The 13,264-nt window shown below is 73.8% G+C and carries 13 protein-coding genes; 6 read left to right on the forward strand and 7 right to left on the reverse strand.

Features of this window, described 5'->3' with window-relative positions; all coding sequences use genetic code 11:
- The first annotated feature begins 45 nt into the window (after nucleotides 1-45).
- From M1O15_RS29630 to M1O15_RS29640, 3 genes are read left to right on the forward strand one after another with little or no spacing between them, the layout of a single operon-like run.
- Nucleotides 46-402 carry an ArsR/SmtB family transcription factor gene (locus M1O15_RS29630; protein WP_248637306.1) on the forward strand — a complete coding sequence of 119 codons (357 nt, stop codon included), beginning with the start codon at nucleotides 46-48 and terminating at the stop codon, nucleotides 400-402.
- Nucleotides 403-429: 27 nt separating this feature from the next.
- On the forward strand, nucleotides 430-666 hold the full coding sequence (locus M1O15_RS29635) for a hypothetical protein (RefSeq protein WP_248637307.1): 237 nt from the start codon (nucleotides 430-432) through the stop codon (nucleotides 664-666).
- Nucleotides 660-1,031, forward strand: a complete 372-nt coding sequence (locus tag M1O15_RS29640; protein WP_248637308.1) for a hypothetical protein — start codon at nucleotides 660-662, stop codon at nucleotides 1,029-1,031. The genes M1O15_RS29635 and M1O15_RS29640 overlap by 7 nt, the downstream gene beginning before the upstream one ends.
- Before the next feature lie 141 nt (nucleotides 1,032-1,172).
- Here the strand turns inward: M1O15_RS29640 and M1O15_RS29645 are convergent, their stop codons facing one another.
- Complete coding sequence (locus M1O15_RS29645; RefSeq protein WP_372499619.1) at nucleotides 1,173-1,886, reverse strand: DUF305 domain-containing protein; 714 nt, start codon at nucleotides 1,884-1,886, stop codon at nucleotides 1,173-1,175.
- 183 nt (nucleotides 1,887-2,069) lie between these two features.
- Between M1O15_RS29645 and M1O15_RS29650 the strand changes: the two genes are divergently transcribed.
- Nucleotides 2,070-3,578, forward strand: a complete 1,509-nt coding sequence (locus M1O15_RS29650) for an LVIVD repeat-containing protein (RefSeq protein ID WP_248637334.1) — start codon at nucleotides 2,070-2,072, stop codon at nucleotides 3,576-3,578.
- Here M1O15_RS29650 and M1O15_RS29655 read toward each other — a convergent pair.
- The 4 genes from M1O15_RS29655 to M1O15_RS29670 form a co-directional block, all read right to left on the reverse strand.
- Nucleotides 3,551-4,243, reverse strand: coding sequence for a TetR/AcrR family transcriptional regulator (locus M1O15_RS29655; protein ID WP_248637309.1), 693 nt, complete (start codon nucleotides 4,241-4,243; stop codon nucleotides 3,551-3,553). The two genes, M1O15_RS29650 and M1O15_RS29655, sit on opposite strands and share 28 nt — an antisense overlap.
- Nucleotides 4,244-4,381: 138 nt before the next feature.
- Nucleotides 4,382-5,104 carry a phosphatase PAP2 family protein gene (locus tag M1O15_RS29660; protein ID WP_248637310.1) on the reverse strand — a complete coding sequence of 241 codons (723 nt, stop codon included), beginning with the start codon at nucleotides 5,102-5,104 and terminating at the stop codon, nucleotides 4,382-4,384.
- A 112-nt stretch (nucleotides 5,105-5,216) separates the two neighbouring features.
- Nucleotides 5,217-6,152: a M56 family metallopeptidase gene (locus tag M1O15_RS29665; protein ID WP_248637311.1), complete on the reverse strand. Its 936-nt coding sequence runs from the start codon at nucleotides 6,150-6,152 to the stop codon at nucleotides 5,217-5,219.
- 123 nt (nucleotides 6,153-6,275) lie between these two features.
- Nucleotides 6,276-6,911 (reverse strand): DUF5134 domain-containing protein, encoded by a 636-nt coding sequence (locus M1O15_RS29670; protein ID WP_248637312.1) that lies wholly within the window; start codon nucleotides 6,909-6,911, stop codon nucleotides 6,276-6,278.
- A 175-nt stretch (nucleotides 6,912-7,086) separates the two neighbouring features.
- On the opposite strand from M1O15_RS29670, the gene M1O15_RS29675 reads away from it, so the two are divergent.
- Nucleotides 7,087-7,680 (forward strand): GNAT family N-acetyltransferase, encoded by a 594-nt coding sequence (locus tag M1O15_RS29675; RefSeq protein WP_248637313.1) that lies wholly within the window; start codon nucleotides 7,087-7,089, stop codon nucleotides 7,678-7,680.
- A 278-nt stretch (nucleotides 7,681-7,958) separates the two neighbouring features.
- Here the strand turns inward: M1O15_RS29675 and M1O15_RS29680 are convergent, their stop codons facing one another.
- Nucleotides 7,959-10,541, reverse strand: a complete 2,583-nt coding sequence (locus M1O15_RS29680; protein ID WP_248637314.1) for an ATP-dependent Clp protease ATP-binding subunit — start codon at nucleotides 10,539-10,541, stop codon at nucleotides 7,959-7,961.
- Between the two features lie 129 nt (nucleotides 10,542-10,670).
- The gene (locus M1O15_RS29685) at nucleotides 10,671-11,333 is read right to left on the reverse strand and encodes a glycerophosphodiester phosphodiesterase (RefSeq protein WP_248637335.1); all 663 of its coding nucleotides are present in this window, start codon (nucleotides 11,331-11,333) and stop codon (nucleotides 10,671-10,673) included.
- Between the two features lie 518 nt (nucleotides 11,334-11,851).
- Between M1O15_RS29685 and M1O15_RS29690 the strand changes: the two genes are divergently transcribed.
- Nucleotides 11,852-13,249, forward strand: a complete 1,398-nt coding sequence (locus M1O15_RS29690; protein ID WP_248637315.1) for a DUF6421 family protein — start codon at nucleotides 11,852-11,854, stop codon at nucleotides 13,247-13,249.
- The last annotated feature ends 15 nt before the right edge of the window (nucleotides 13,250-13,264 follow it).

A 13,264-nucleotide genomic window follows, 5' to 3' on the forward strand; every position in this document is an offset into this window, starting at 1 on the left:
CCCGCCCCGCCCCCGCAGCCGCCCGTCGACGAGTGTGGAGCCGCCATGACGACCATGACCCCCGGGCGGGAGCTGCCCCACCCCGAGCCGGACCGGATCCGGCTGGCCGAGGTGTTGCACGCGCTCGCCGACCCGATGCGGATGCGCGTGGTGTGCCGGCTCGCCGAGGCCGGTGCCGAACTGGCCTGTTCCGAAGTGGAGTTGCCGGTCACCAAGTCGACCAGCACCCACCACTTCCGGGTGCTGCGGGAGAGCGGTGTCATCCGGCAGGCCTACCGGGGGACCGCCAAGATGAACGCCCTGCGCGGCGAGGAGCTGGAGGCCCTCTTCCCCGGACTGCTCGCCGCCGTGCTCGCCGCCGCCGACGCCCAGGCCGCCCGCCTCGGCCCCGCCGAGGACTGAGTTCCGCCCAAGGCCCGCGAAGAGGGAGTGTTCGCCCGGCTGGACCTGATGCTGGTGGACGAGGACCGGGTGCCGGGGGCGGCCGGCTGGGGCGTACCGCTGCACTGGGACGGCGAGGTCTCCTCGCTGCCCGCCGGGTACACCGACTCCCTGGTCCGGGCGGTCGAGGGCCGGGAGCAGGGGCGCACCCCCAACACCCTGGTCGTCTGCGACGCCGTCGTCACTCCCGCGCTGCAGGGGCGCGGGCTGGCCGGCGGATGCTGACGGGTCTGCGCGAGACGGGCCGCGCGGCCGGGCTCACCCAGGTCCTCGCCCCGGTCCGCCCCACCACCAAGGAGCGGTACCCGCTGACGCCGATCGAGCGGTTCATGACCTGGCGCCGCGAGGACGGCACCGCGCTCGATCCCTGGATCCGCACCCATGAACGGCTGGGGGCCACCCTGCTCGCCGCGGCGCCCGCCTCCCAGACGATGACCGGCACGGTCGCCGAATGGGAGAAGTGGACCGGCCTGGCCCTCCCCGAGTCCGGGGAGTACGTCATCCCGGGCGGGCTCACGGTGCTGCACGTCGACCGGGCCGCCGGCACCGGGGTCTACCGGGAGCCCAACATCTGGATGCGCCACCCCTGACCCGCCCCGGCCCGTATACGGCCGAGCCCGTACCGGGCCGCGCGCACGAGGGCCGCGGCCGGGGGACCCGCTCCCCGGCCGCCGCACCCGCGGCCGGACGCGCCGGGCCCCGCGCCCCCTTCGTCCGGCCGCCCCACCGCGTCACATCCGCCGCATCCGCTCGATCTCCGCGGTCTGCTGGGCGATCACATCGGTCGCCATCTCCTCCACCTGGACGTTGTTGCCGTCCGACAGCGCCTCGGTGGCCATGGCGAGGGCGCCCTGGTGATGGGTGATCATCAGCTTCAGGAACAGCTCGTCGAACGCCGCGCCCCGGGCCGCGCGCAGCCTCTTCAGCTCCGCCGCGGTGGCCATCCCGGGCATCTTCCCGTGGTCGTGACCGCTCTGCGCGCGGGGCCCGCCGTTGCGGTCCAGCCATCCGCGCATCGCGGAGACCTCCGGCCCCTGGGCGGCGGCGATCCGCCCGGCCACCCCCTTCACCTGGGCCGATGACGCCTGCTTGGGCGCCAGGGCGGCCATCTCCAGGGCCTGCCCATGGTGGACGATCATCATCTGGGCGTAGGTGTAGTCGGCCGAGTTGGGGGTGTCCGGCACCACCTCGCGGGCCGCGTCCTCCGGCGACAGCGTGCGGGCCGGCTCACCGGGCCGGCCGGGCGCCACCACCGCCGGGCCGCTGCCGGAGGCCGCCGCCTTCGGCGTGGCGTCCGGCTTCGCCGCGGAGTCGTCGCAGCCGGTCAGACCGAGGAGGGCGGCCAGGGCGACGGCCACCGCGGCGGCCGGCACCCCGGCCCGCGGCCGGCCCGCTCGTGCCGCCGGGGCCGCCCAACGGGACGCACCACTACCGGACTTGCGCACTGCTGCCTCCCAGGGGCCGTGGACGGGTGCGCGGGCGCGCCGAAGCGGTCGGCATGTCCACCTGTCGAGAAATCCTCATGACGTTGCTGTTGCCATCTGTTGAGATGTGCATGCAAAAGAAGATACTGCCGTGGTCCGTGCACCGTTCAACTCCGAACGGAAACCTGGGAGGACGTAGTGATCCTGCGCACCGTACGCGCTCGGCGCAGACGACTGGGCGTGGCCACCGCCGCGGCCGGCCTGCTCGCCACCTTGCTGACCGCCGGCCCCGCCGCCGCCACCCCCGATCCCGGAGACGCCCCCACTGTCTCCGGGAGCGTCTCCGCCCAGCAGAAGGCCGAGGCCACCGCGGCCATCCGGTCCGGCGAGATACCCGGCGTGGACGAGGTCGTGCACAGCCCCAACATCACCCATCTCGCCAACATCCCCAAGGACGTGCTGCCCGGCACCAACTCCGACCTGGCCTTCCAGGGCCGGTACGCCTTCGCCGGCAACTACGACGGATTCCGGATCTTCGACATCAGGAACCCCGCCAAGCCGCGCACCGTCGCCCAGGTGCTCTGCCCGGGTTCGCAGAACGACATATCGGTCTCCGGCGACCTGCTCTTCCTGTCGACCGACTCCTCGCGCAGCGACGACTCGTGCTCGTCCACCACCCAGCCGGCCACCGAGAAGAACTCCTGGGAGGGCGTGAAGGTCTTCGACATCAGCGACATCCGCAACCCGCGTTATGTCGCCGCCGTCGAGACCGCCTGCGGCTCGCACACCCACACCCTGGTGCCCGAGCGGCGGAACGTCTACGTGTACGTCTCCTCGTACGCGCCGAACGCAACCTTCCCCGACTGCCAGCCCCCGCATGACGGGATCTCCGTCATCAAGGTGCCCCGCAAGGCCCCGCACCAGGCGAAGCTCGTCGGCTTCCCGGTGCTCTTCCCGGGCGAGGGTCCCGACGGCGGCGGCAACCCGGGCGCCCCCACCAACCCGGGCGTCACCAAGACCACCGGCTGCCACGACCTCACCGTGCTGCCCGGCAAGGACCTCGCGGCCGGCGCCTGCATGGGCGACGGCATCCTGTTCTCCATCGCCGACCCCGAGCGGCCCAAGGTCATCGACCGGGTCCAGGACAACGTGAACTTCGCGTTCTGGCACTCGGCCACCTTCAACCAGAAGGCCGACAAGGTCGTCTTCACCGACGAGCTCGGCGGCGGCGGCGCCCCGACGTGCAACGCCGAGGTCGGCCCGAACCGCGGCGCGGACGGCATCTATGACATCAAGGGCCGCGGCGACAAGCGCAAGCTGGTCTTCCGCAGCTACTTCAAGATCGACCGCCACCAGGCCGACACCGAGAACTGCGTCGCCCACAACGGCTCGCTCATCCCGGTCAAGGGCAAGGACCTGATGGTCCAGGCCTGGTACCAGGGCGGCATCTCCGTCTGGGACTTCACCGACTCCGCCAAGCCCAAGGAGATCGCCTACTTCGAGCGCGGGCCGCTGAGCACCACCCAGCTCGTCACCGGCGGGTCGTGGTCCGCGTACTACTACAACGGCCACATCTACTCCAACGACATGGCCAAGGGCTTCGACGTGCTGAGGCTCGACGACCGGCGCACCGACCCGGCGAAGCGGGTGCGGATGGACGAGCTCAACGTCCAGACGCAGCCAAACTACTTCGAGGACTTCGACCGCGACTGAGCCCACGGGTCCGGTGGCAGTCCACCGGGCCCCGGCGACCACTCACCACCGCCGGGCGGCCTCTCCTCGGGGCCGCCCGGCGGCGTACCCGCCTCCCAGTCCAGCCCGTAGCGCTGGAACAGCTCCGAACGCAGCCGCGCCCGCGGCATCGGCGCCCCGGGCAGCACCACCGCGAACACCGCGCCCATCAGCAGCGCCCGCAGCAGCGGATAGTCCACGTCCACGTCCCGCGAGCCGTAGCGGACCACCGTGTCCCGCAGCAGGGCCGCCAGCCGCTGCTGCTCGTCGCAGCGGACGAACCCCTCGGCCTGCAGGATGCCGGCCATATGCGTCCGCATCAGCCGGGGCTGCTCCACCGCCAGCCCCAGCACCGCGTCGATGGCCCGGGCCAGCCGCTCCCGGCCGTCCTCGGAGCGCGGCTCGCGCTCCAGCGCCTCCGCCAGCCTCAGATGCATCAGCCGGTGCACCGCGGACTGCAGCAACTCCCGCTTGCCCGCGAAGTAGTAGGACACCAGCCCGCGCGCCGACCCGGCCCGGTCCGCGACGGCCCCCAGCGTGGTGTCCTCGTACCCCCGCTCGGCCACCAGCTCCACCGCCGCCTGCAGCAGCCGCTCCCGGGAACGCCGACGGAGCTCTTCATTGACCGATGCGCTCCGCGGGGTCATGCTTTAACTCCTGCGTTGACTGGCTGGCAGCCAATATACTCGGGCCATCGCCACCGCGACGGCCGCTGCCCGAGGGTCTACGCGGTGGATGCCGTGCGGACCGGGCGACGCGGGGGATCGTCCGGGCCGTACGGCTTCTCACTGCCCGCGTTGCCCGGGTCGCCTGTCCGGCGCCCCTCCGCTCACCACCGCCCCGCCGCCCTCCGGCCGCCGGGCCGCGTACCACCGCTCGTACGCCCCGACCGCCAGCGCGGCGAAGCAGGCCCCCATCAGCCAGCCCGCGAGCACATCCGAGAACCAGTGCACCCCGAGATACAGCCGGGTCACCCCCACCCCCAGCACCGACACCGCCCCGGCCGCCACCGCCAGCCGCCAGACCCAGCCGCCGGCGCCGAACCTCCGGGCCAGCCACAGCAGCACCGCCACCGTGAACGCCGCCGTCATCGCGTGCCCCGACGGGAAGGACGCGAAGTGCGCGGTGTCCACCGGATCAGGCCACACCGGGCGCTCCCGCCCCACCAGCGCCTTCAACCCCTGCTGCCACACCGTGCCCACCGCGCTGACCAGCACCGCCCACACCGCCAGCGCCCGCTCCCCGCGCCCCCACAGCCACACCACCGCGGCCGCCACCAGCAGCCGCATCGCCCACGGGTCCCACACCCAGTCGGTCAGCACCCGGGCGGTACGGGTGAGCACCGGGCTGCGCACCGCCGAGGCGTGCAACCCGTCCGCTACCGTGCGGTCGAAGGAGACCACCGGCCCCGCCTCGACCACCACCAGGGCGAGTAGCAGCCCGGACAGGGCGCCGGACCAGAGGGCGACGGAAGCGGGCAGGCCGCGGGTGGGGGAGGGGGCGTGCATGCCCTGATCCTTACCGGCGAACGCCCGGCTACGCCCCCCGACCCGCCCACCGGGGCAACCCGAGGGAAACCGGCAGGACACCCGAGGGCAACCGCGAGGACACGGCGCCCTCCTACCCCAGGGTGCGCAGCGCCGGGACGAAGGCCACCAGCAGCGGCACCACCGGGACCAGCGCCGCGGCCGCCGTCAGCCGCAGCCGGCGGCCCGCGGTCAACCGGGGCTCGGCGGTCAGCAGCCGGTTCACCCGCCGCGGCAGCTGGGCGTCCTGCGCCGGGCAGGGGCCGAAGACCCCGCGGTCCTCGTTGAGCTCCACCAGCGCCAGCGCGATGGTCAGCCGGCCGAACCGCTTGGAGGCCGAGTCGTCCGCGGCCAGCTCCACCAGCCGGTGCATCTCGTCGCGGAACGCGGCGAACACCGGGACCTGCGGGAAGCCGGTGGCCAGCGCCGAGGAGCAGTGCAGCAGCCAGTCGTGCCGGGCCCGGGCGTGCCCCTGCTCATGGGCGAGTACGGCATCCAGCTGCCGCCCCTTCAACCGCCGCAGCGCCGCCGTGGTGACCACCAGCCGCGGGGTGGGCCCGGCCAGCCACCAGGCGTCCGGCCGCTCGCCCTCCAGCAGCACCAGCGGCTCCCGGCCGGCCTCCTCACCGGGCAGCAGCGGGGACCGCACCAGCAGCTCGGCCCGGCGCCGGCGGCGGCGCGCCCGCGCCCGGCGCACCTCGCGGGTCAGCATCGCCCCGCTCCACAGCCCACCGCAGGCCAGCAGCACGGCCAGCGCACCGGACCAGGGGCCGTCCGCGCCGAGCGCGTACGCCTCCACCACCGCCCGCGGGGCCGGGGCGAAGACGTGCCCGCGCACCTCCTGCCAGGCCGCGGCCGCGCTGAACACCATGGACAGGGCGAAGCTGAGCAGCACCCCCGCCACCACGCACTGCCACACCCACAGGGCCACCACCGGTTCGCGCTCCGGCCAGCGGGCCCGCGCCAGCAGGGAGGGGGCCAGTACGGCGGCCACGGAACCGAGCGCCAGCAGCGTCAAGGGGATGACCATGCGTCCACCCTATGAGCGGGCCGGGGTTGATAGATACGGCCTCGCACAGCAAGTGACGCACACCACGGAAACCGCAGCACCGGAGCTTCGGATTCCGCACCTCCCCGAGAGCCGGGAGCCTCCTCACAAGGCGAGCAGCATCGCCACCATCCCCAGGGCCATCGCCAGCCGGCAGGCGAGCGCAGGCTGCGGCCCGGCGGCCCAGCCCTCCGTCACCCCGGGTGACGCCGTCCCCGCGGGCACCAGCCGGCCTCCCGCGCGCAGTACGTACACCGTGTAGTACGCGAGGAGCGCGGCCGTCAGCAACGGCAGCCCACCGCCCGGCCCGCCGTGCCCGGGATGCGGCCCCGGCCCCGTACCACCGCCGGCGGCCATCACCAGGGCCATGTAGACCATCGCCAGCGAGCCCACCAGATGGTGGCCGTGGTCCGCCGCCCACCCGCGGCCACCCGCTCCTCCACGGCCTACCACCTGCCCGCGGCCACCCGTCCGCCCGCGCCACAGCGGCCCGACGGCCCCGACGGCGGGGACGGCGGCCGCCGTGAACAGCGCCGCGTACCCGGACCACACCCAGGCGGGCGGCGCCGCCACCGCGGCCGGGACCGCCATCGCGGCCATCCCCAGCCCCATCACCGCCTCACCGGCGGCGGCCGACCGCCCGACATGCCCGGGGCAGCCGTGCGCCCGCACCAGACAGGACACCCCGGCGACCGCGCACAACGCCACCAGCAGCCAGCCGGGCACCACAGGTCCGTGCACCTCGCACCTCCCCCGGCGCGCGGTCCCGGTCGGACCGGCGTCCGCCCTGGACGATGCCCGGCCCCGGGGTCGCGCACGCGGGCGCGAGGAGGTACGAGGGGAGTACGGGGGCGTACGACCGGCGCGTTACGCTCGGGGCCGCCCGCCAGAGCCGACCGGAGGAGAGCCACCCGCCATGGACACCGCAGCACCCCGCAGAGCGGACGCCCTCACCTACCGGGACGCCACCGAGGCCGACATCCCGGCGCTGGTCGCCCTCGTCGAGTCGGCCTACCGGGGCGAGGCCAGCCGGGCGGGCTGGACCACCGAGGCCGACATCCTCCAGGGCCGGCGCACCGACCCCGCGGGCATCCGCGCGGTCATCACCGCCCCCGCCTCGCGGCTGCTGGTGGTCGAACGGGACGGCGCGCTGGTCGCCTGCTGCCAGCTGGAACACCGCGGCGAGGCCGCCTACTTCGGCACCTTCGCGGTCCGCCCCGGGCTCCAGGGCGGTGGCCTGGGCCGCCAGGTCATCGCCGAGGCCGAGCGGCTGGCCGCCGCCGACTGGGGCGCCCGCCAGATGCAGATGACGGTGATCTCGGTCCGCGAGGAGCTGATCGCCTGGTACGAGCGGCGCGGCTACCGGCGCACCGGGACGATGACCCCCTTCCCGTACCGCGACGAGCGCTTCGGCCTGCCGCAGCGTCCGGACCTGGAGTTCGAGCTGCTGGTCAAGGACCTCCCGGCCCTGGCGGTCCTGTCCGACCTGCCCGCGGCGCCCGCGGCGTAGCGCGGAAACGGCCGCCTTCCGTACCCGGCCCGGGTACGGAAGGCGGCCGCACGTTTCCCCGGGTGTCTCCCGGGTTTCCCGCCCGGGCACCGGGGTTTCCCGACCGATCACCGGGTTTCCCGCCAGACCACCGGGGTTTCCCGGGCGGGCGCCGGGTTGCCCGCCCGGGTGCCGGGTTTCCCACCCGTGCACGGGTTCCCCGGGCCGTTTCCCCTCGACCCCGGGTTTCCCGCGGGAGACCCGCGGCGCACCGGGCGTCTCCCGCACGTTTCCCCGGCCTACTCCGTCGGGTCGCCCGGCTCGTCGGTGCGGAACACCAGGGTTCCGTCGCCCTCCGAGACCCGCACCCGGGAGCCGGCCGGCAGCCGCCCGTCCAGCAGCAGCCGGGAGAGCCGGTTGTCCACCTCGCGCTGGATGGTGCGGCGCAGCGGCCTGGCCCCGTACTCCGGCTCATGGCCGCGCCGGGCCAGCCAGTCCACCGCGTCCGGGGCGAACTCCACCGCGATGTCCTGCGCCCGCATCCGGCGCCGGGTCTCGTCCAGCAGCAGATCGGTGATCCGGCGCAGCTGCTCCTCGTCCAGGCGGCGGAAGACGACGATCTCGTCGATCCGGTTGAGGAACTCCGGCCGGAAGTGCTCCCGCAGCGGCCGCAGCGCCCGGTCCCGGGCCGCGTCGTCGTCCGCGCCCTCGCGCCCGGCCCCGAAGCCCAGCAGCCCCCGGCCCGAACCGATCGCCTCCGAGCCCAGGTTGCTGGTCATCACGATGACCGTGTTCTTGAAGTCCACCGTGCGGCCCTGCGAGTCGGTCAGCCGCCCGTCGTCCAGCACCTGGAGCAGCACGTTGAAGACGTCCGGGTGGGCCTTCTCCACCTCGTCCAGCAGCAGCAGCGAGTACGGGTGGCGGCGCACCGCCTCGGTCAGCTGCCCGGCCTCGTCATGGCCGACGTACCCGGGAGGCGCCCCGACCAGCCGGCTGACGGTGTGGCGCTCCTGGAACTCGCTCATGTCCAGGCGCACCATCCGCTCCTCGCTGCCGAACAGCGCGTCGGCCAGCGCCCGGGCCAGCTCGGTCTTGCCCACCCCGGTCGGACCGAGGAAGAGGAAGCTGCCGATCGGCCGTTTGGGATCGGCCAGACCGGCCCGCGAGCGCAGCACCGCCTCACAGACGGCGGCGATCGCGTCCTCCTGGCCGATGACCCGCTTGCGCAGCTGCTCCTCCAGGCCGAGCAGCCGGTCCTTCTCCTCCTGGGTGAGGCTGGCGACCGGGATGCCGGTCTGCCGGCTGACCACCTCGGCGATGTCCGCGGCGGTCACCTCCACCACCCGGCCGTCCCCGGCCGGCTCCTCGCCGCGGCCGGTGCTGATCCGCGTCTGGAGGTCCTGGATGCGGTCCCGCAGTTCGGTGGCCCGCTCGTACTGCTCGGCGGCCACCGCCTGGTCCTTGTCCCGGGTCAGCTGGTCCACCTGGCGCTCCAGCGCCCGGATGTCGGTGTCGGTGTGGGCGCGCAGCCGCACCCGGGCACCGGCCTGGTCGATCAGGTCGATCGCCTTGTCGGGCAGGAACCGCTCGGTGAGGTAGCGGTCGGACAGCCCGACCGCGGCCAGCAGCGCCTCGTCGGTGTAGCGGACCTGGTGGTGGGCCTCGTAGCGGTCGCGCAGCCCGCGCAGGATCTCCACCGCGTCCTCCGCACTGGGCTCGGGCACCAGGATCGGCTGGAAGCGGCGGGCGAGCGCCGCGTCCTTCTCGATGTGGCGGCGGTACTCCTCCATCGTGGTCGCGCCGATGACATGCAGCTCACCGCGGGCCAGGGCCGGCTTCAGCATGTTGGAGGCGTCCATCGAACCGCCCTCCGAACCGCCGCCGCCCCCGCCGGCGCCGACCACCGTGTGCAGTTCGTCGATGAAGACGATCAGCTCCTCGGAGTGCTCCCGGATCTCCTCGATGATCGCGTTCAGCCGCTCCTCGAAGTCGCCGCGGTAGCGGGTGCCGGCCACCACCCCGGACAGGTCGAGGGCGACCACCCGGCGCCCGTGCAGGGTGCCCGGGACGTCGTTCTCGGCGATCCGCTGGGCCAGGCCCTCCACGATCGCGGTCTTGCCCACACCGGCGTCGCCGATCAGCACCGGGTTGTTCTTGCCGCGGCGCGAGAGCACCTCCACGGTCTGCTCGATCTCCTCCTCGCGCCCGATCACCGGGTCGATCCGGCCCTCCCGGGCCATGTCGGTCAGATCGCGCCCGTAGGTGTCGAGCGTCGGGGTGCCGTGCTGCGGCGCGGGCCGTGCCTCCGGGTCGCCCACCCACGGGCCCGGCCCGCCGCCGCGCCCCGGACCGCGCCCGTGCACCGCGGGGCCGCCGCCGTCGTACTTGGCGGCGTTGAGGATGCGGCCGGCCGCCGAGTCGGGGTTGGCGGCCAGCGCCGACAGCACGTGCTCGGGCCCGATGTAGGAGGCGCCGGAGTGCCGGGCCAGGTCGTGGGCGTCCAGCAGGGCCCGCTTGACCGCCGGGGTGACGGCGATCCGCGACTGCGGCGGCCCGTCCCCGGCGGACCGGTCGATCTGCTCGGCCAGCGCGTCCGGGTCGGCGCCCGCCCGGGCGATCAGGTCGCGGGTCGGCTCGGTGGCGAGCGCGGCGCGCAGCAGGTGCTCGGTCTCCAGGTCCGTACTGCCGTGCTCCGCCGCGTAGGAGGCGGCGTCGCCGACCATCCGCCGGGCCGGCTCGCTCATCAGGCGCCCGATGTCGATGTACCGGGGCACCTGGCGCCCGCCCGCCGGCGATGCCGGTCCGCTGCCGAAGAAGCGGGCCAGGAACTCGCTGAAGGGGTCGGAGCCGTATCCCTCCGGACCCGGGAAAGGACTGCTCATATCGCTTCCGTTCCGGTGTCCCCGGAGGCGCGCGGGCACACGTCCTACGGCACGCGCACGCCGCACCGGGACACGCTGTACGTGAGACCTGCCGTGAGTCCACGACGCGGGTTCCCGGCGCCCTCCCCGTTACACCTGGGGCTGCTGGGACCGCCGAGACCCGGGGCCCTCGGGCGGGAAGTCCGTGGTCGCCCCGTCCAGCCCGAAGGCGCGCACCAGCCGCCAGTGCTCGGGGGTGTTGACCACCCAGCCGATCAGGTCCAGCTCGGCGGCCCGGGCCCGTTCGACGGTCTCCAGGGTGAGCCTGCGGATGTTCAGCGCCAGCGTCGCCGCGCCCACCGCCAGCGCCCGCTCGGCGATGTCCCCGCCCCAGTGGCTGGCGATCAGCACCGTCCGTACGCCCGGCAGCAGCCGCGCGGTCTCGGCGACCGCCTCGTCATGGAACGAGGACACCTCCACCCGGCCGGTCAGCCCGCGCGCCCGCACCACCCCGGCCAGCGCCCGGGCCGCCGCCACGTCCTTGATCTCGGCCTGGATCGGGCAGTCCACCGCGTCCAGCACCTCCTCGAAGACCGGCACCCGCTCACCGCGCCCGGCGTCCAGCGCCCGCAGCCGCTCCAGGGTGTGCCCGGCGATCGGCCCGGTGCCGTCGGTGGTGCGGTCCACCTCGGCGTCGTGCATCACCACCAGCGCCCCGTCGGCGCTCAGATGCAGGTCCAGCTCGACGGCGTCCAGCCCGGCGCGTTCGGCGCGGCGGAAGGAGCGCAGGGTGTTCTCCGGCTCGACGCCCATCACCCCGCGGTGGCCCAGCACCCGGAACGGGCGGCCCCGGCCGCCGGTGGGCAGGTCGGCGGGTGGAACCGTGCTCACGGGCGCCTCCGGGGAGTGCGTACGGCGGGTCACCCGGCAGGGTAGCGGCCGCCCCCCGGCACCGAACCGGCACCGAACCGAACCGGCACCGAACCGAACCGGCACCGAACCGAACCGGCACCGAACCGAACCGGCGCCGAACCGGCGCCGGCCCGGGCTGGACCGGGGGCGGTCCGCCCGGTTCGCGGCGCGGCCGGCGGTACGGGACCGTGGGTCTCCGACCCGTACCGGAGACCGTCCCGGAGGGCCGCCCCGGAAGGCCGCCTCCGAGGACCGCGCACCACGACCGGCGGCGTACCGGCCCCCGCGAGCGGGTCCGACAGGAAGATTCCCGGTAACGATGCGGCTGCGCAGGATAATTTGTTTCGAACGCACTTGTGGTGGAGATCCGTGAATAGATACGGTGCGTTGACGCGAGGTTCTCCCGTGGAGGAAGTGAGATGACGGAAATTCTTGTGCAGGACGTAGTCGGCGCGGACGTATCCACCGCAGCCCAGGTGATCGGCCATCCGGCGTGGTCCGAGCTCAAGAATGCCGTGGAGGAGATCCGCGTCTGGCAGTCCGCGGACGGCTCCATCGGCTTCGACGCCGATGACGCCCCCTCCCGGGCCACCGCCGAGGCGGCCGTCGACCGGGTCGTGGCCGGAGTCGAGCAGCTCTCCCCGCTGCTCCCGCACGACGCCGAATACCACCGCGCCCTCGTCGCCGACCTGCGCCGCTGGGCCGGCGGCGGCTTCGCCGTACCGGACTTCCTGGACTCGCTGCTCGCCTTCCAGCCCGCCGCCAACCGCGTGGACGGCCTGCAGCACCTGGTCCTCTTCCCCATGTACACCCAGAACGGCAACCCGGACCGCAACTTCGAGGCGGTCGTGCTGCGGATGGTGTGGCCGGAGTGGCTGGCCGAGCTGGAGGCCACCCGCTACGACAACCCGCTGTTCTGCGGCATCACCTTCGAGGACTTCACCGCCGGCTACGACACCAACTCGGCCGTCCTCTTCCCGGAGACCATCGCCGTGCGCGAGGCCCCCGAGCGCTTCAGCTGGGGCGGCATCTTCTGCGACCGCGAGGCCGCCCGCTTCCGCCGGGTCACCGAGGCCTCCGTCGACCTCCTCGGCATCGACCTGCCCGAGGACATCCAGGCCATGGTCGCCGACCAGGCCCGCTGCGAGCAGGCCTTCGTGCTCTGGGACATGGTCCACGACCGCACCCACAGCCACGGCGACCTGCCGTTCGACCCCTTCATGATCAAGCAGCGCCAGCCGTTCTGGATGTACGGCCTGGAGGAGCTGCGCTGCGACCTCACCGCCTTCAAGGAGGCGGTCAAGCTGGAGTCCGAGGGCAACCCGCACGGCCGGGACGTCCAGTACGCGGTGCTCTTCGACCGGATGTTCCGCTTCCCCGTCACCGGCGACCGGGTCCGCAACTACGACGGCCTCGGCGGCCAGCTGCTCTTCGCCTACCTGCACAAGCACGACGTCGTCCGCTGGACCGACAACACCCTGCGCATCGACTGGGAGCGGGCCCCCAAGGTCACCAACCAGCTCTGCGCCGAGATCGAGAAGCTCTACCGCGACGGTATCGACCGGCCCAAGCTGGTCCACTGGTTCGCCGCCTACGACCTGGTCTCCACCTACCTCGCCCCGCACCCCGGCTCCCGCTGGGCCAAGGGCCCCGACGCCCTCGACCTGACCCTGCCGCCCCGCAAGCTGGTGGACGACGTGCTCCCGGACGAGTTTCCGCTGAGCATGTTCTATGAGGCCCTGTCCAAGAAGCTGAAGCACGTGATCGCTTCCACCAAGGGGATCACCGCGGATACGGTCGGGCCGGTGGCCGCGTGAACGCGGGTACGGGTA

Source organism: Streptomyces lichenis (assembly GCF_023218175.1).
Classification (GTDB): domain Bacteria; phylum Actinomycetota; class Actinomycetes; order Streptomycetales; family Streptomycetaceae; genus Streptomyces; species Streptomyces lichenis.